13 protein-coding genes and 1 tRNA gene are annotated in these 18,627 nt (G+C 46.5%); 5 read left to right on the forward strand and 9 right to left on the reverse strand.

The window, feature by feature from the left end:
• Positions 1–53 precede the first annotated feature (53 nt).
• From ACZ5KY_RS00395 to ACZ5KY_RS00415, 5 genes are all read left to right on the forward strand, one after another.
• Positions 54–518: a chemotaxis protein CheX gene (locus ACZ5KY_RS00395; protein ID WP_464241930.1), complete on the forward strand. Its 465-nt coding sequence runs from the start codon at positions 54–56 to the stop codon at positions 516–518.
• Positions 519–575: 57 nt separating this feature from the next.
• Entirely contained in the window at positions 576–1,043 is a 468-nt protein-coding gene (locus ACZ5KY_RS00400) for a chemotaxis protein CheX (RefSeq protein ID WP_464241931.1), read from the forward strand.
• Positions 1,044–1,050: 7 nt separating this feature from the next.
• A complete protein-coding gene (locus ACZ5KY_RS00405; RefSeq protein ID WP_464241932.1) occupies positions 1,051–2,814 on the forward strand; it encodes a hypothetical protein in 1,764 nt (587 codons plus the stop codon).
• 66 nt (positions 2,815–2,880) lie between these two features.
• On the forward strand, positions 2,881–4,266 hold the full coding sequence (locus ACZ5KY_RS00410) for a sigma-54 interaction domain-containing protein (protein ID WP_464241933.1): 1,386 nt from the start codon (positions 2,881–2,883) through the stop codon (positions 4,264–4,266).
• A 67-nt stretch (positions 4,267–4,333) separates the two neighbouring features.
• Positions 4,334–4,410: transfer RNA gene (locus tag ACZ5KY_RS00415), tRNA-Arg, on the forward strand.
• Between the two features lie 70 nt (positions 4,411–4,480).
• On the opposite strand, the gene ACZ5KY_RS00420 is transcribed toward ACZ5KY_RS00415, so the two are convergent.
• The 9 genes from ACZ5KY_RS00420 to ACZ5KY_RS00460 all read right to left on the reverse strand — a co-directional run bounded on the left by ACZ5KY_RS00420 (position 4,481) and on the right by ACZ5KY_RS00460 (position 18,496).
• Positions 4,481–4,993 carry a DUF2058 domain-containing protein gene (locus ACZ5KY_RS00420; protein ID WP_464241934.1) on the reverse strand — a complete coding sequence of 171 codons (513 nt, stop codon included), beginning with the start codon at positions 4,991–4,993 and terminating at the stop codon, positions 4,481–4,483.
• An 84-nt stretch (positions 4,994–5,077) separates the two neighbouring features.
• Positions 5,078–7,573: a glycogen/starch/alpha-glucan phosphorylase gene (locus ACZ5KY_RS00425; protein WP_464241935.1), complete on the reverse strand. Its 2,496-nt coding sequence runs from the start codon at positions 7,571–7,573 to the stop codon at positions 5,078–5,080.
• The gene (glgA, locus tag ACZ5KY_RS00430) at positions 7,554–9,053 is read right to left on the reverse strand and encodes a glycogen synthase GlgA (RefSeq protein ID WP_464241936.1); all 1,500 of its coding nucleotides are present in this window, start codon (positions 9,051–9,053) and stop codon (positions 7,554–7,556) included. The genes ACZ5KY_RS00425 and glgA overlap by 20 nt, the downstream gene beginning before the upstream one ends.
• Positions 9,050–11,239, reverse strand: coding sequence for a 1,4-alpha-glucan branching protein GlgB (gene glgB, locus ACZ5KY_RS00435; RefSeq protein WP_464241937.1), 2,190 nt, complete (start codon positions 11,237–11,239; stop codon positions 9,050–9,052). The genes glgA and glgB overlap by 4 nt, the downstream gene beginning before the upstream one ends.
• Entirely contained in the window at positions 11,232–12,590 is a 1,359-nt protein-coding gene (gene malQ / locus ACZ5KY_RS00440; protein ID WP_464241938.1) for a 4-alpha-glucanotransferase, read from the reverse strand. The genes glgB and malQ overlap by 8 nt, the downstream gene beginning before the upstream one ends.
• Before the next feature lie 64 nt (positions 12,591–12,654).
• On the reverse strand, positions 12,655–14,376 hold the full coding sequence (locus tag ACZ5KY_RS00445; RefSeq protein WP_464241939.1) for a glycoside hydrolase family 57 protein: 1,722 nt from the start codon (positions 14,374–14,376) through the stop codon (positions 12,655–12,657).
• Between the two features lie 210 nt (positions 14,377–14,586).
• On the reverse strand, positions 14,587–15,843 hold the full coding sequence (gene glgC / locus ACZ5KY_RS00450; protein ID WP_464241940.1) for a glucose-1-phosphate adenylyltransferase: 1,257 nt from the start codon (positions 15,841–15,843) through the stop codon (positions 14,587–14,589).
• On the reverse strand, positions 15,806–16,822 hold the full coding sequence (locus ACZ5KY_RS00455) for a glucokinase (protein ID WP_464241941.1): 1,017 nt from the start codon (positions 16,820–16,822) through the stop codon (positions 15,806–15,808). Before ACZ5KY_RS00455 ends, glgC begins: the two co-directional genes overlap by 38 nt.
• Positions 16,823–16,903: 81 nt before the next feature.
• On the reverse strand, positions 16,904–18,496 hold the full coding sequence (locus ACZ5KY_RS00460; RefSeq protein ID WP_464241942.1) for a glucose-6-phosphate isomerase: 1,593 nt from the start codon (positions 18,494–18,496) through the stop codon (positions 16,904–16,906).
• Positions 18,497–18,627: the final 131 nt, after the last annotated feature.

An 18,627-nucleotide genomic window follows, 5' to 3' on the forward strand; every position in this document is an offset into this window, starting at 1 on the left:
TTAGCCTTTTAATTAATGCGCTAATTACAAGTATATAAAGTGGAGGGTTCATTTTGGATCTATTGGAAAACATCAAAGAGGCGACTAAAGAGATTTTTGAAACAATGATCATGCTGGACATCACCGCTGGTGACCCTCTTGCTGAAAGTGTTACAAGTTTCAAATGTTCAGTTTCCGGTGTTATTGGCCTAGCTGGAACCTGCCAAGGAATGTTAGCTATCCACACACCCGACTCTGTTGCTAAAGCAATCACCAGTAGCTTTCTTGGCATGGATGTCGAAGAGGTCGATGATGATGTAACTGACGCCATCGGTGAACTTGCCAACATGTTAGCTGGCAACATCAAAATGGTGCTCGATGCCGCAGGAAAAGATGTCACAATCTCCATCCCTTCATGCATCCACGGCGACGAATACAGCATGGACTGTGTTGCTGATGCAGAATGGGTTGTTGTTCCTTTCACAATTGATGCAGGAAAATTCCTTGTTGAATTACAGATTAAAAACGGCTGTCAATAACACAACACGCTAAGATTTGCCACATATCAACATTAGCCTGCCTTTTTGGAGTAGTATGTGAACTTAGACCTTCAACAACAAATTATCGACAGCACGCAGTTACTTTTTGACACCATGCTTATGATGCCATTAACACCTGGGATCACTCTTTCAGAAAAAGTTTATAGCTTTCAGAGCAGCATTTCTGGAATGCTTGGCTTTGCTGGTGAGATTCAGGGGATGCTAACCATCCACTGCCCTGAGGATGTTGCTTTCGCCATCACAAGTGCATTACTTGGAATTGATGTTGATGAAGTCGATGCCGACGTAAAAGACACTATCGGCGAAATGGCCAATATGGTTCTTGGTGGCATTAAAGATGGCTTTACTGAGCAGGGAATAGAGATCAACTTAGCGGTCCCAACCATTTTAGCAGGCCGCTCTTATCGTGTAAGTGGAATGGATGATGCGATGTGGACCACCGTGCCATTCTATCTTGACGAAGGTGAATTCCTCGTTGAACTTAAACTAAAAGCGCCTAAGTAGGTACATTGTGGCAGTATCAGCGGTTGTTGAACAAGTTTTCAACACAATACTAGATCAACTCTCAGAAGAGATTGGTGCGCTTCTTGGTGCGCCTATTGAGTTAACTGACCACTGCCTTGAAGTCCTTAACAAAGACTCTCTTTTTGCAATAAGTCGCGGTCGCTCAGTACTGTCGACAATGGTCGTTTCTGGAGATCAAAGTGGTGACGCATTCATCATTAGTGATCTAAAAGATTCGGTTATTCTAGGCGGCACATTGATTATGCTTCCTCAAGAACAAATTGAGGAAAATTGTAAATTAAGAACGTTCGATGGTGAAGCCGCTGACGCTTACGGCGAAGTAGCTAATATTATTTCAGGAGTTTACACCGCTGTCTTTCTAGACATGTATCCTGACAATCTCCATTTTAAACGTACGACAGTTGCCGATTTTGTTCCCAGCCAAATCGACCCCAATAGCGACACCCCCTTCCCTCCTAACGAATACGTTTACAGTTGCTGTAGCATGAAAATTGAGGGATTTGACCTGAATAAGTTAGAGGTCATCATTCCAGCAAGAATCCTCGGGGCAGAAACGACAGCAGAGCACGTCGCTGAGACTGAGAACGTCGAGCCAGCAGTTCAACAAGAAACCTCCTCCCCTCAAATCGATCACGAAGAAGCTGTTGTAGATGAAGTCACTGAACCGGAGCCAGAGCCGGAAGAGGACCGTGTCGAACAAGAGGTCGTAAACCGTGTTATCAATGCGGCCTTGACGCAATGTGCCGAAGAGATTGGCGGCATGCTTGGCTTAGAGCTTGAAATCGAGGGGCTCACTGGACGTTACACGAGCAAAAAAGAGTTTTTTTCCAAGCCTGGTAAAAAAACAATCTCAACAGAAATGTTGATTAGTGGTGACAGTGAAGGTACCGCATACTTTTTAACCGATTTAAAAGATGCGATTTTCTTTGCTGGCACAATGATCATGCTACCCGCTGAAGAGATTGCCAACCATATCAAAGCAGGCGAATATGGCGAAGATGAAGCGGATGCTTTTGGCGAAGTTGCGAACATCATCAGTGGTGGATTAGTTCAAAACTTTCAAGAGATGTACCCTCGTAAGCTTCACCTCAAAAAAGGTGAACAAGAACTTTTCACACCAACAAAAGTTAAAGTAGAAGATCCAACACCGTTTCCTGCAGGTGAATATTATGCCGTAACAGGAACACTAAGCTGCGATGCGAGAGATTTAAGTGAAGTATCCTTTATCTGTCCAATCGATGTATTGCACATGGTTGCTCGCCCTACCGAAACCGGATGGGGAACACCTACCTCCGAGCAAGATACACCGCCAAGCGAGGCAAACAAAACAGCAGCAACAACGAAAAGTGTGCCAACGGAAAAAACAGCGGCAGAGCCACTACCACCCATTGTTGCAGTGGTCTGTGACGACCAATCGATACGAGGACACTTTAGCGAAAGCCTCAGCACCACAGAACACCAGACAATCGAACTAAGTAGCAATGAGAATTTTAACGAGCTCCGCCAATACAGCGTAACAGGCGCATTCCTTATCATTGATGGTGTAAATGAAAAAGGGTTTGCCACCATCATCAAAATACGCTCTGAACTTCCCCAAGGTCGGCCACTTATTGTTGCTGGACCGCAATGGACACGATCTGATGTCATCAAGGCCGTTCGCTATGGTGCGACAGATATTATCCTTACTCCTGCCACAAATGATGAAATCTGCGAAAAAGCAAAAACAAACCTGAAAACCACTTGCCATTAGTGCAGCAACAAGAGACAATGAACTTCTAAATTATTTGTCTCATAATCCTCACTTCTGGAAGCAGCCGTGTCACACATCCTTTTGTTCGACAGTAATGATGCAACCAGAACTAAGTTTGCCAGCGATCTCAATATTGATACCACGACAAACATTATCGAGGTTTCAACCGTTGAGCAAGCACGCGAAGCTCTAGATCAACGACCGTGTTCTGTACTATTTTTCCAACTTCCTCAAAACGAACATGTAAACCTAGATTTTTTCATCGAGTTAAACAGAAAATCAACATCAATTGTTTCTGTTCTTCTCGTTCCTGAAGACACTACGATCTCGACTAAAACGATTCTTCAATCTGGCGCACACTTTTTTCTCCATGCTCCCTACACACAACTAGAGGTTGCACGAATTTCACAACGTGCGCTTCAGCAACACCTTTCTCAAGAACTTGCCACACCACAAGCACACCGTGAAAACGGATTTCTAAATATTATCGGCCAATCAGAATCAATGTGCCAATTATTTAACCTGATTCAACGTCTAGGTGATGATGGCGATAGCACGATTCTCATCCAAGGTGAGAGCGGTACAGGTAAAGAGCTTGTCGCTAAAGCACTGCATACCCACAGTCCAAGGCAACAAAACAACTTTGTCCCCCTCAACTGTGCAGCAATCCCTGAGGAACTCCTTGAAAGTGAGCTTTTTGGCTACGAAAAAGGGGCATTTACTGGTGCAATAAACAACAAAAAAGGGCGCATTCAACACGCCCATGGAGGCACCCTTTTTCTTGATGAAATTGGGGATATGAAGCCCTCGTTACAGGCCAAGCTTTTGCGTGTAATACAAGAGAAAGAGTTTGAACCAGTTGGCAGCGTTAGGAGCATTAAAGTCGATGTGCGCATCGTTGCAGCCACACACCGTAACCTAGATGAAGCGGTCGCCAAAGGGACGTTTCGAGAAGACCTTTACTATCGCTTAAATGTCATTCCGTTGCACATTCCACCACTTCGTCAGCGTGGTGGCGATATCAGTCTATTACTTGATACGTTCACTCAACGTTTTTGCACCAATAAAAGGCGAAATGTATTCACGTATTCAGATCAAACGCTGATATATCTCACACGTTATCCCTGGCCGGGCAATGTACGGGAACTTGAAAACTTAGTCCAAAGATTCTCCATTCTTCATATGGGAGAGATTGTCCACCCTAAAGATCTTCCTGAAAAGTATTTGTATCATCAAAAGGAAGAGACGACCGCGGGATTAATAAATGAAAGTGGTGCTACAGATTTCAATTCGCGTGTCAGTGAGTTTGAAGATCGTCTCATCCTACAAGCATTGGTTCAAGCAGGTGGAAACAAGAAGGAAGCTGCTGAACTGCTCAACTTGAAACGAACAACACTTTTAGAAAAAATCAAAAAAAAGCAACTGGACAAAGCACTGACTGACCTCGATTAGTCGCACGACATAACACCCAAGTTTGCAGTTGCTTTTCACCCAGTTCTAAGTTATACACCTAAGTCATGCGCGATTAGCTCAGCTGGATAGAGCATTGGCCTCCGAAGCCAAAGGTCGCAGGTTCGAATCTTGCATCGCGCACCATAAAAATAAAAAAGGCTAGCTGATCATCAGCTAGCCTTTTTCTATTTCATCACTAAACCATCACAACACATCACCATTCTGAAGGATAGTCGTCATCGATCTCACTAGGGTCGTTGAATGCAACAATCAAACTTTCATCACGTTGAAGTACTTTTGCGATTGTATCGGCAGAGACCAGAACATTCTCACCTGAGTTGACCGCCACACCTAACACCCCAGTTCCAAGTTGATCGGCAATATCCTGAGTAACATAAAGTCGCTCAATTTGTCCGCCACCAGTGACATAATGAAAAGGAACCTCGCCTGGCTCAATTTTGGTGCGATTTTTTTGGATCAATTGTCGCGCCGCAGCATGATTCTCTTTTTGTTGCTCCTGCTCCAAGCGCTGACGATTTAATTGCCGATCATGTTCGGCCTGTTGCGCCCGCTGCTTCTTTAGCCGTTCTTTGGCGTCACCTGAGTTTAACTGTGCCCCATTTTTACCCTTTTTCTTTTGAACCCTTTGATCGTGTTGTGCTTTTTTGACCTGCTTTTGATTCACAAGTCCAGCTTTAAGTAGTTGCTCTTGTAATGATAGTCCCATAATGGGTGCTCCTTGCAATGGGGCGAATAACCGAGGTAACGTTCTTTCACTCTTATAATAATTTGCGTGAGCGTAACAAATTTTTCAATTCACCTCAACTGGATGTAAGTGCCATATATCATTATTATATTCAGTCATAGTGCGATCTGTTGAAAAATTACCGCTTCGAGCGCTGTTTAAAATACCCATCTTCGCCCATGCTACGGTGTCATTAAAGTTCATCGCAGCACGCTCTTGTGCGTCAACATAACAACGAAAATCAGCTAAAGTCATCCACGGATCATCACATGATTTCATCGACGCAATCAATTGATCAAAAATTCCAGGTTCAAAATGGTTGAAATGCGCCGATTGTAACAGTTGAATCACCCGCTGGAGATCAGGATCGCCATTGATGATACGAGATGGATCATAATGACCTGACAACGCAACGACCTCTTCAGCATGTAAACCAAATAGGAAAAAATTTTCCTCCCCCACCGCTTCAAGAATTTCAACATTGGCACCATCGTAAGTGCCAATAGTGACAGCACCGTTCATCATAAACTTCATATTTCCTGTACCTGAAGCCTCTTTGCCCGCAGTCGAAATCTGTTCGGACAAGTCAGTTCCAGGACAGATCACCTCCATCGCTGACACATTGTAATCTGGGAAAAAAACAAGTTTAAGGCGATCACCAACATCAGGATCGTTATTGATGACATGGGCCACATTATGGATCAATTTTATGATGTTTTTTGCCATGTCATAGCCTGGTGCGGCCTTGCCACCGATAATGGCACAACGATTTGTCCACAACTCAGTATCACCCTCTTTAATCCGTGCGTATAGATGGATCAAATGCAGGACATTAAGGAGTTGACGCTTATATTCGTGTATCCGCTTTACCTGAACATCAAACAAGGCACTGCAGTTAAAGGTCACACCAGTACGGTCATAGATAAGCTCGGCTAAGCGCTGTTTATTTTGCTGGCGAACTTGTTGCCAGCGCAAGATAAAATCAGGATCATCAATCCACTCTTCTAAACGCTGCAATTGGGTTAAATCGGTCAACCAACCATCACCAATCGCATCATGAAGTAAACCTCTCAACGCCTTATTTGCCGAACCAATCCACCGCCGAGGTGTCACGCCATTTGTTTTGTTATTAAATCTGTACGGCCAAAGTTGATAAAAATCTCGGAACAAACCATCTCTCAATAATCGAGAATGAAGCGCAGCAACGCCATTCACAGAAAAACTTCCCACCAACGCTAAATGGGCCATTCTAACCCGATGCTCAGGGGAGATTATCGACATCCGTTGCAATCGATCTTGATCCGCTGGCCACTTCATCGAAACCTGAGATAAAAAGCGACCATTTACCTCATAAATAATTTCAAGCAATCGAGGCAACAGTGCACCAAACAACTCGACCGACCATGTTTCAAGGGCCTCAGGTAACAAGGTATGGTTGGTATAGGCCATTGTTCTCGTGACAATATCCCACGCTTCCTCCCACACCATCTGCTCTTCATCAAGGAGTAAACGCATCAACTCAACCACCGCTAAACTCGGGTGGGTGTCGTTAAGCTGAAAAACATTCAGCTCAGAAAATGTACTAAAATCTTTGCCGTGGCTACGCTTCCAATGCTTTAAAACATCCTGCAAGCTAGCAGAGACCAAAAAATACTGCTGTTTTAAGCGTAACTCCTTACCGCTACCATTGGCGTCATTCGGATACAACACCATGGTAATGCTTTCAGCATCATTTTGATGGGCAACGGCTTCAAAATAGGAACCCGCGTTAAATTCTGATAAATTAAAATCTTCAGCTGAAGCGGAGGACCATAAACGGAGGGTGTTGACGGTATTATTGCGAAACCCAGCAATCGGCACATCATACGGGACAGCAAGCACTTCTTCAGCATGCTCCCAATGGACAATAAGACGACCATCGTGGGGTTCGGTGTAGGAACGAGTGTAACCACCAAAACGAACCACACAGGTATAGTCAGCTCGTTGAACCTCCCACGGATATTCTCCCTGACGAAGCCATGGATCGGGATCCTCGATTTGGTAGCCGTTTTGAATTCGCTGACGGAACATGCCATATTTGTAGCGTAAGCCATAGCCCATTACAGGAAGTTGCAAGGTCGCGCAACTATCCATAAAACAGGCCGCGAGACGACCAAGGCCACCGTTACCAAGCCCCGCATCACGCTCATCTTGTTCAACCTGCTCGAGCTGCAAGCCTAAATAGTTTAAAGCCTGACCGACCTCATCTTCAATCCCCATATTGAGGATATTGTTCCCCAATGACCGGCCGATTAGAAATTCCATCGACATATAATATGCTTTTTTAGTTCCCGCTTGGTAATGGGCCAGCCATGTCTTCTTCCAATCTGCCATCAATCGATCACGCAGACAAAAGGACAGCGCCTTAAAGCTATAATAACCAGGAGATTGGAGCTGTCGGCCAAAGGTATTGTAGAGGTAGTGCAAAAAACTGGTCTCTAAACTCTCAACATCATTTCCGAGGCAGTGCAACGCCTTGTCAACAACGGCTTGCTTTTCTTTATCAGGTTGCTGAATAATCATACGACCCTCCGTGGAGATAAAGATCTAAATAACATTGTGCACGGCATTGCCAACTAAAATCTTGACTCATGCCGATCTTTTGTAATTTTTGCCATGCACGTGGGCGATGATATAGATCAAGCCCACGTTGCATGGCCTGACGTAATGCGTCAGCAGTATCTGGCTGAAAAACAAAACCCGTAGCGCACATGTTCTCTAATGACTCGTTGCACGTATCGACAACGGTATCTTTTAAGCCGCCTGTCGCGTGAACAATTGCTGGCGTTCCATAGGTCAAACTGTACATTTGATTTAAGCCACAGGGTTCAAATCGCGATGGCATCAAAAACAGATCAGCTCCAGCCTCTAGCAGGTGAGCAAGGGCTTCCGAATAGCCGATATGAACAAATACGCGCTGTGGAAAACGCTGCGCTAATTCGATAACAGCTTGCTCAAGGATCACTCGACCTGAACCTATGAGAACAAAACAGGCATCTGTTTTCTGAATGAAGTCTGGGATCACAGCACAAATAAGATCGACCCCTTTTTGTTCGACCATGCGGCCAACAAAGCCAAACAGCGGCGCAGCGCAAACTGCGTCAATATTTTCACAATGCAACTGTTCGAGCAAAGCGCGCTTATTACGTTTTTTTTGGGCAACACGCCCCCTCTTTAGCGAATAGTTATAGCTAAGATAGGGGTCTTTTTGTGGATTCCATACGTTGGTATCGATGCCATTGATGAACCCGTACAACCGCCCTTGTTGTTGCCGCCGCTGTAGCGCACCATGTAAGCCACAACCCAATTCAGCCGTGCAGATCTCTTGCGCATAACTGGGGCTCACGGTGGTGACGTGATCGGCAAAAACGATTCCAGCTTTCAGCATCGACATGCCACCGTAGAATTCAATCCGTTCGTAATGCCACCATGATTGCGGAAGGTCGAGACCAACAAAAAGTTCATGGGGAAAATGGCCACCATAGGCAAGGTTATGGATGGTAAACACCGTTAACGCAGGTTCCGTTTCAAGCTGAAGCAGCGCCGGAACTAATCCTGTTTGCCAATCGTTGCAATGAACGACATCAGGTCGCCAGTTAAGACCAAGTCTATCACAGGCCAATTCGGTGATAATTTTAGCAAAAAGACCAAACCGCTCACCGTTATCCCACCAATCGTTGCCGTCGCTATCCTGATAAGGCGATCCTGAGCGGTCAAATAGGGTGTCGATTTTGACTAACAAAAGTGGGCAGGTGAGTCCATCGGCTTGAGCGCGAAAAACCTGCACCTGACGCTGATTGCCACAACTTAAAACGTCTATTGTCGCAACGCACTCACACACCGTTAAGCACTCTATTGCATCACGATAAGCAGGTAGAACGATGACGACATCCTGACCCAAGTCACGTAACGCCATGGGTAACCCCGCAGACACATCGCCCAAACCACCTGTTTTCACTAAGGGATATACTTCAGATGTGGCAAACAATATCTTTTTCATCATTGATTCTCCCGCTGTAACACAAGCATCCCCAAGGGGGGTAATGTGATCAAAGAACTGGCGTCTTGCCCCATATAGGGGTGATCAGAGGCGGTGATCGGCTCATCAGAGCACACACCACTGCCGCCATAGATCATACGATCCGAATTAAGTCGCAGCACATAACGACCAGCGCGTGGCAAGCCGATACGATACTCATCACGCACCACAGGGGTAAAATTGAACACACAGATCAACTGCGCATCACCAGCCTGACGAATAAAACTTAACGTTGATTTTTCGCTGTCGTTGCAGTCAATCCACTTAAAGCCTTGTGGCTCGAAATCGTAACGGTGGAGTGCTTCTTCATCGATATAAAGCTGATTAAGTTGACGAACAAACAGCTGTAGCGCCTTATGTTGCGGGTGCTCACACAATGCCCAATCGAGTGGCATCGCGTCATTCCACTCCTCCCATTGGCCAAACTCGCCCCCCATAAACAAAAGTTTTTTGCCGGGGTTCATCATCTGGTAAGCTAACAGCAGACGAACATTTGCCAGTTGTTGCCAGTGATCACCTGGCATTTTACTCACCAATGAGCGTTTAAGATGCACCACTTCATCGTGAGATAACGGCAAAATAAAGTTTTCGCTATACGCATACATTTGACTAAAGGTGAGTTGGTTATGGTGATGGGAGCGGTACATCGCATCATGTGAGAAATATGCGAGGGTGTCGTTCATCCACCCCATATTCCATTTCATCGAAAAGCCGAGGCCTCCCATCCACGTTGGTCGTGACACCATAGACCATGAGGTTGATTCTTCGGCCATGAGAACCACGCCGGGAAATTGTCCATGAACTTCGGTGTTTAGTGTTTTGATAAATTCAACCGCAGCGAGATTTTCATTGCCACCATGCTCATTAGCCAGCCAATCCCCGTCATTGCGGGCATAGTCGAGATACAGCATCGACGCCACCGCATCAACGCGTAAACCATCAAGATGAAACTCGCGAATCCAATACAGGGCGTTGGCGATCAGAAAATTACGCACCTCGTTACGGCCATAATTAAAGATATAGGTCCCCCACTCGTTGTGCTCGCCTAAGCGTGGGTCTTCATGCTCATACAGAGCCGTACCATCAAAACGTGCTAAGGCAAAGCTATCTTTGGGGAAATGGGCGGGGACCCAATCCAGATACACGCCAATATGATGCTGGTGGCAGTAATCGACAAAATAGCGAAAATCATCGGGGTCACCAAAACGGCGCGTGGGCGCATAATATCCCGAGGTTTGGTAGCCCCACGATTCATCGAGAGGGTGTTCACTCACGGGCATTAAATTAATATAGTTGTAGCCCATCCATGTTACGTAATCGACAAGACGATGGGCTATTTCGCGATAATTGAGGAAGCGACACTTCTCGTCGCGTTGCCACGAGCCAAGGTGCACCTCGTAAATTGAGATTGGCGCATGTTGCCAATCAAGATGTCGCCGTGCAGCTAACCAGTCACCATCCTGCCACTGATGAGTACTCTGACAAATAATGGATGCCGTGCGCGGCCTCATCTCCATTGATTGCGCGTACGGATCAGCCTTTAACACACACAAGCCATCATGCATGGTGCGAATATCAAATTTATAGCGCTCATTGACATGCACCCCGGGGATAAACAATTCCCACACTCCAGATCGACCACGTGAACGCATCGGATGGCACTGACCATTCCAACCATTAAAGTCACCCACCACTGACACGCGCTCTGCCGAAGGTGCCCATACGGCAAATTGAACCCCTTCAATGCCATCAATCAGACACAAGCGTGAGCCAAGAACATCATACAGATTCCAATGACGACCCTCAGCAAACAAATAGAGGTCGAGTTCACCAATCTGTGGCTCAAAAGTATAGGGGCAAACTCGACAATGCACCGCCCCCTGTTCATCACACCACTCGACTTCATAATGACTCGGTAACACCTTTTTCTCCTCAGCACTGAGTCGAGCGGTAAAGAGTGAACTCTTGGCACTACGCTGTAATGGTGGGCCATCAATCAGTCGTGCTGTTTTGGCGCAAGGCAACCACGCACGAACCTCCCACTGTTCATCAAGTGGATGGCAGCCCAATAACACAAAAGGGTCATAATGACGCCCCTGCTGTAAGCAACATAAGTCAAAGTCTTTATGGTTCGAAATGTCACTATTCATTCACAATATCCTCAGATAAAATCCGACCACTGTCTTGTAGCCAATCATGAATTGTCATTGCCAAGGTTTCGGGAACCTGTTGCCAATGAAAACGCCACCGCCAGTTTTCAACCACCGTACCTGGCGTATTGGTACGATGGGTGCCATCCAGTGCTAACCAATCTTGCATAGGGATAATGGCTAAACGTGCGGGTGAATACAACGCAGCAACAATCATAGGCCAAGGCATCTCGCCACTATTTGTTGGCAATTTTGCTAGCACCTGCTGTTGGATATGGGGGGGGAGTGAATCAAACCAGCCACAGGTGGTGTTGTTATCATGGGTTCCTGTGTAAACAACCGTGTTCTCTTCTTGATTCGCTAAATCGTGAGGATTACTGGGATCACCATCAAAGCCAAAATGGAGAACCGATATTCCTGGTAGTTTGAAATCATCACGCAGTGCCGTTACTTCAGGTGTAATCAAGCCAAGGTCTTCGGCGACAAACGGCATATGGGGGAAATCGTTTTCCAATACTGTTAGTAACTCACGACCAGGGGTTTCAACCCAGCGGCCAGCCACGGCATCCTCAGCAGCAGCAGGCACTTCCCATAACGCCTGTAATCCGCGAAAATGATCAATTCGGACAAAATCAAACTGACGTAACGTACTGGCCATCCTGGCGCGCCACCAGCTAAAATCATCCCGTTGCATCACGGACCAATTATAGTGAGGATTGCCCCACAGTTGACCTTTTTCAGAAAAATAATCGGGCGGCACGCCCGCCACCACCGTTGGCTGTAATTGCTCATCTAACTTAAACAGCTGTGGCTGCGACCACACATCGGCGCTATCGTAAGAAACAGCGATGGGCACATCACCAAAGAGCTGAATACCCCGTTGGTGCGCGGATTCGCGTACCCGTTGCCACAGAGTAAATAGTGTGTATTGCTCTTTTTTTATGGCTCGCAACACGTGCTGATGATCCAGCGAAAACTGCGCTAACGCTGTCGTATCGCGATAACGATAACAATCGGGCCACCGCGACCATAAACGGTCATCATGATGTTGTTTCAACGCCATAAAAAGGGCGTAATCGTTGAGCCAAAAGGCTTCGTTATGACAAAAAAGGGCAAAACCTTCCTCATCGCTGTCATGCCAACCTTCCCCGCTTGGCAGTAGGGCTGGATTCACAGCATAGGCTGAATAGCACTGGTAGGGAGAACGGTCTTGATGTGGCACACCGAGTGGGAGCATTTGCCACACCGAGAGGCCGGCCGCTACCATCCAGTCGAGAAATATTTCGACATGGTGATCCAGAACCCCATGCGGTAACGATGTAGGATGTAATAAGACCCCTGCTTTTCTCATCTGGCACTCTGCTTTCAGTTCATTGTGTGCTGTGACTAACCCTTAATCAAAGTGGCGAAATAGTTTAATTACGCCGCATCGTTCCAGAATTTTCACTATCGCCGCCGCCGTGAGACAGTGGATTTTTCAATTTTTGCGGTGGAATTTTTTCGAGCATTTGATACAAGCGGATCAAATGTCGGCGAAAGAGCTGATCAAAATCACGCACGCTCTCGGCGGGATTATGATCACCAAACCACCAGAACCAATCAGAACCTTCACAGACAGCCAGTTGCCGTTTCGCGTCTTCCTCTTTTTTCGCCGACAACAACCCCGAGGCGAGCACTTGATCGTAACAGCTCTTGGCTTCCACTAACAGATCCCAGGCTGCATTCTTATCTTTATCACCAATCCAAGTAGAAAAGGAGCCATAGACCCAGCTGCCCGCCTTTAAAACCGCCAACTCCTGAACACTACTGGGATCAAGTACGGGCAACAGATCACTATACGTCACCATCTCTAGAAGGTTACTTTCTGTCAAGTTTTGATACAAGGCGCGCAGAAAATGGTAGCCATTATCAGGGTAATATTCCCACGCATTTTCACCATCAAGAATAATGCTCACCACATGTTCACCTGCTTCCTTATCTAAAAATCCACCGATGTTTTCCAGATGTTTACACAAATCACGTGCGGCATCTTCGGCATCCCAATCTTTATACTGAAAGCCAATCAGATCGGCGAGTCCGTCATCACGAAAAAACAACAGGCATTGATGCGGTGGGTGGCGTAGTGGCTGGTACAGCACCTTTTTATGCTCCATCAATTTGGGACTTACTTTTGAAGCCTCGCAAGAGGCCCGCCACACCCCCTCACCTGAAGCCGTCCAGGCAATATTAAATGAATCAAGCAACGACAAGGCCTCGCCGCTAATTCCCCCTTCAGAGAGCCAAACCCCTTTAGGGTGCACACCAAAATGATCTTTAAATACTGCTAGGCCGCGCTCAATATGCCAGCGCGAGCGCTCCATCCCGTCGGGATATGTTTTATAACGTGGCCCCACAGCATCTGGTTGACTCTGCTGCATCACCTTAAAATCGATCAACAGCGGCACAATGGGATGACCGTAAGGGGTCATAGATAATTCAATCTGGCCCGCTTCCATCAGCGCTCGGTAGCGCGGTACAATCCCTTCGATCACATTGGCAATCACATCGATCAGTATCCTCTGATCAACGCGAGTGAAGTTATTCTTACGCGCCATCAGTTGCTCAACACGAAAATCTTGCCGTTTGACACTCTCTCCTAACCATGCCAAGTGGTACCACATGAGCAAATCGACAAAAAACTGTGGTCGCAAATAGCTAACACGAAGGGTATCTAACTCACCAGCACTGTATTGATCTAAAGCAATATCGACCAGAGCACGATACGGTGCGTAGCGGTCGATCATGTTTGGCGCATAAGCCCGTTGACAGGCGGTAATAATTTCACCTCGCGCTTCAGGGCTGGCCGGCAGTTCCGTTTCTCCAGCGACCAAGTTCAGCAACGGATCATGCATTGGCGCTTCATGCTGAAGCCACTGGCGTATCTGGTGCGCGTAATCATCGATCTGCTCTAACAAAACAGGTGCAAAATTGACCACAACACGCGCCGCTGGAAAAGACTCCAAATGGGCAACCATATCAGCATAATCTTTGATGGCATGAAGATACACCCAAGGCAAATGGTAGGAGCCGTCAAGACCATCGCAATAGTAGGGTTGATGCATGTGCCAACATAACGCGACCTTAACCTTATCTGTCATAACCAGCTCTCCTCGTGACTGCCGAGTCAAAACAATGAAATTGTTCTAGCGGGCTGTCGGGCTTGACGAGCCGTAGCGAGAAACAGCTGACTTGAGACCAGATTTTCGACTATTTAAGAGCGAATAGTGAGCCTATTTGTCGAAAATGGACGGGAATATGGGCCAAGTCCAGCTGATTCGCAGTAGGTTCTTGTCAAGTTCGACAGCCTGCTAACGCACGCTATGGATGTTTTGCCCCAGCATGTCAGGGGTCACCAACACAATGCCATGTTCATCGACACAAAAACGTTGTTCATCATCGGCGCGATTTTCACCAATCACAGTATGGGGCGGAATCACACAGGATTTATCTATAACCGCCTTGGTAATGCGACAATTTCGTCCAATCTCTACATGGGGTAAAATAACACTATCCTTAATAGAGGAATAACTACGGACAAAACAGCCACTAAAAACCACAGAACGCTTGACCCGTGCACCGGATAAAATGCACCCCGATGACACCATCGAATCAATGGCCTCACCGCGACGACCTTCATCGTCAAAAGCAAATTTAGCCGGCGGCATTTGTGCTTGATAGGTCCAAATAGGCCAATCATTATTATATAAATTCAGTTCGGGCTGGATGGAGCACAGATCCATGTTGGCACTCCAGTAGGATTCAATGGTGCCGACATCGCGCCAATAACTAGGCTCACCATTTTCATCCACAAAAGGATAAGCTTGGACATGGCTATCTGCGATAATTGACGGGATAATGTCTTTACCAAAATCCTTTGATGACAAAGGATCAGCATTGTCTTTGATTAACTTTTCAAATAAAAATTCAGGGGAAAAAATATAGATTCCCATTGACGCTAATGCTTTATCTGGCTTATCGGGAATCGCTTCTGGTTGTTTAGGTTTCTCGGTGAAACTGGTAATGCGCATGGAATCATCGACAGACATCACACCGAACCCGGTGGCTTCAAGGCGTGGCACCTCAACACAACCGACGGTGACATCGGCACCAGATTCAGCATGCGCTTCAATCATCGGCCGATAGTCCATGGCATAGATATGGTCACCACCTAGAACCAGAACATATTTAGGATTGTGACAGCGTATAATATCAAGATTCTGATAGAGTGCATTGGCCGTCCCTTGATACCACTGTTTACCTAAACGTTGCTGCGCTGGCAATAATTCAACAAATTCACCGACTTCGTAACGCATAAAACTCCACGCGCGTTGAATATGGCGTATCAATGAGTGCGATTTATATTGGGTTAAAACACCAATGCGGCGGATATCGGAATTGACACAATTGGACAGAGCAAAATCGATGATCCGATATTTACCGCCAAAGGGTACGGCCGGCTTGGCGCGCCACTGAGTCAAATCTTTAAGGCGGCTCCCTTCACCCCCTGCCAACACCAAGGCTAGAGTATTACGAGTCAACTCGGTGATTTTCGAATAATTTTTCATTTCCTACTTTCTCCATCACAAGGCGATTTTTTTTCATAATACCTGCGCATATTAACGCTCCCGTTAAGCCAACGTGCTCATCGGTAATCAAGTACACAGGCATGCGTTCCACTAGGTCACGCATCTCATTTTTAGCGTGTAACGAATCGGTAAACTCTTTACCTTTTAGCCACGAAGGGTTTTTAGCGGCAATCCCGCCAGCGATATAAATTCCAGCTCGTGCGGGCCAAAGTAGTGCCATCTCGCCAATAAACTGACCATAGATCATTACAAACAACTGCCGTGCTTCACGAGCAGCCAACTCACCACCCTCGGCTCGGTGATGAAGACACTCTGCGTTCAATGGCTTCGAAGATTTTTTGTGATCATGACAACAAAATTGATACAGCCGTTCCAGCCCTCTGCCCGACAAATAGTATTCGTAATTAACGCGGCGTTGATCGCCGCGCGTCCAAGTCAACAATCGTTGCTGTTGGTCGTTAACAGGAGCAAAGGAGAGATGCCCCCCTTCTGACGATTGCGGGTAAAAGTGCTGGTTGATGTGACAAATAGGCGCAACACCTAACCCTGTGCCAGCGCCTACCACCAAACGATTGCCATCTGCACGATATTGCCCTGGCCACAAACAGATCAGAGATTCTGTAGCCAACGAATCAAGTCCTAAAGCGGTGGCATGAAAATCGTTGATAAGACTCACCTGCCGACAATTCAATGTGTGAGATACGGCGCATAGAGTAACCTTCCATGGCAGATTGGTAACATCGACACTGCAATCGTCCGTCGGCCCGGGGAGAGCAAAACAGGCACTATCAATGGGAGGAATCGGATACTCGTGCAACAGCGTCTCCAACAGGAAAGTAAAGGAGTCGTAGCGGTTACTTTGGTAATAGATAGGTGCAGAGATAAGGTTCGGCGTGTCCGTATCAAGCCACTGAAAACGGGATGTCGTTCCACCTATATCACCAGCAATGAGTATCACTCTACCCTCCGCGAACCACCCTAGAAAGAAATATTGCACCAACCCCATCACCATGGATATAGCAAGAGGTTGGCCTAAATTTTATGAGTGCATGGTATGAATTTTCAACATTTCAGCCAACACTTTAAGCGGTTCTTCGTCAACATGATTACATAACACTTGTTGAGCAAGTTGCTTGCCCAACTGAACCCCCTCTTGATCAAACGAATTGATATTCCACAAAAACCCCTGAAACATCACTTTATTTTCAAAATGGGCGAGCAGCGCTCCCAACACCCACGGAGTGAGCTGTTCGCCATAGATAAGGCTTGAGGGTCGCTGACCGGCAAAAAAAGTATTACAATCACTGCTTTGCTGTCCGTTGGCAAAGGCAAAAATTTGTGCAACAAGATTGGCATTAAGTTTATCTTGACTGGTAGAGCCACCCACTTGAAGATCGGTTCCCCCCTGTGAATGCTGAAAGCCTATAAACTGCAATGGCACAATCTGAGTGCCCTGATGCAACAGTTGATAAAATGAATGCTGACCGTTGGTACCTGGTTCACCAAAAATAATCGGACCGCTGTTGTACGACAAGGGAACACCATCACGATTAACTGACTTGCCATTCGATTCCATATCCAACTGTTGCAGATGGGCAACAAATCGGATCAATGGCTGACTGTATGGCAACACGGCACTGCAACCATAACCAAGGCAGTTGCGTTCATAAACGCCAATCAGGGCATCAAGTAATGCAGGGTTTTTGGTAACAGAAGGATTAAGTGCCAAGTTATCTTGGTGATGTGCACCATCGAGAAGAGCCGCAAACACATTGGCACCAAAGGTCAATGTCAACAGCGTGGCCCCCACAGCACTGGTTGATGAGAAGCGACCCCCAATTGCATCATCGAGATAAAAGTGATCTAAATAACGTACACTCGATGCAATGGAGCAACCTGCACTGGTAACGCAGACCAGATGAATCGCTGGATCTAAACCTGCCTGTTGCAACGCCTGACACACCAAGGCTTCATTGCTCAAGGTTTCCTGCGTTGTGCCCGATTTAGAAACGACGATAAATAGTGTTGCAGAAAGATCGAGATCGGCCAGTATCTGACCGGCATTATCGGGATCAACATTGGTGATAAATGAAGCCGTCATGTACTGCTGGTCGCGGCAATGTGCGCCGTGAGCTAAAGCCAAATAAAGGGCGCGCGGCCCGAGGGCCGAACCGCCAATACCAATTTGGCACACATGACGAAACCGCTCACCTGTGCTACCAAGCAGTTGGCCCCTATGGATTTTTTCGGCAAAAGCACTGATACGCTGCCGTTGCCCCTCATAAAACAACCGTTTATCACATCCTTGGGCTATCACGGCTGGGCCTAGCTGCCCTCGCGTGAGATGGTGCAACACTCGTCGTTGTTCACTGCCATTCATCACCGCACCAGCAATCAATTGGCGATACTGACCTAACACGTCCATCTCGTCGGCTAAATCTTGTAATACCGTCAAAATTTGCTCATCAACTAACTTAGCGGCATAGTTATAAAATAAACCCGTTCCCATTGAAACGGTCATACGCTTTAAACGCGAGGAATTAAGTTTTAATGGCGTTGTTCTGTTTTTAGCCAACGAATTTAATTGCTGAAACGCTAGCGCATCGCACAAGTTTTTGTATCCAGTTGCCATGTTTCATCCCCAACATTTAATCCCACCACTCGCTACTTAATTCAGTAACTATCGAGAAGATCCTAACTAAAAAATAATTATACTGTACAAATCTCCAATAGCTAGAGCTTCGACGTTTTTCTAATCTCAAA

It is taken from the genome of Desulfuromonas svalbardensis, from assembly GCF_055389415.1.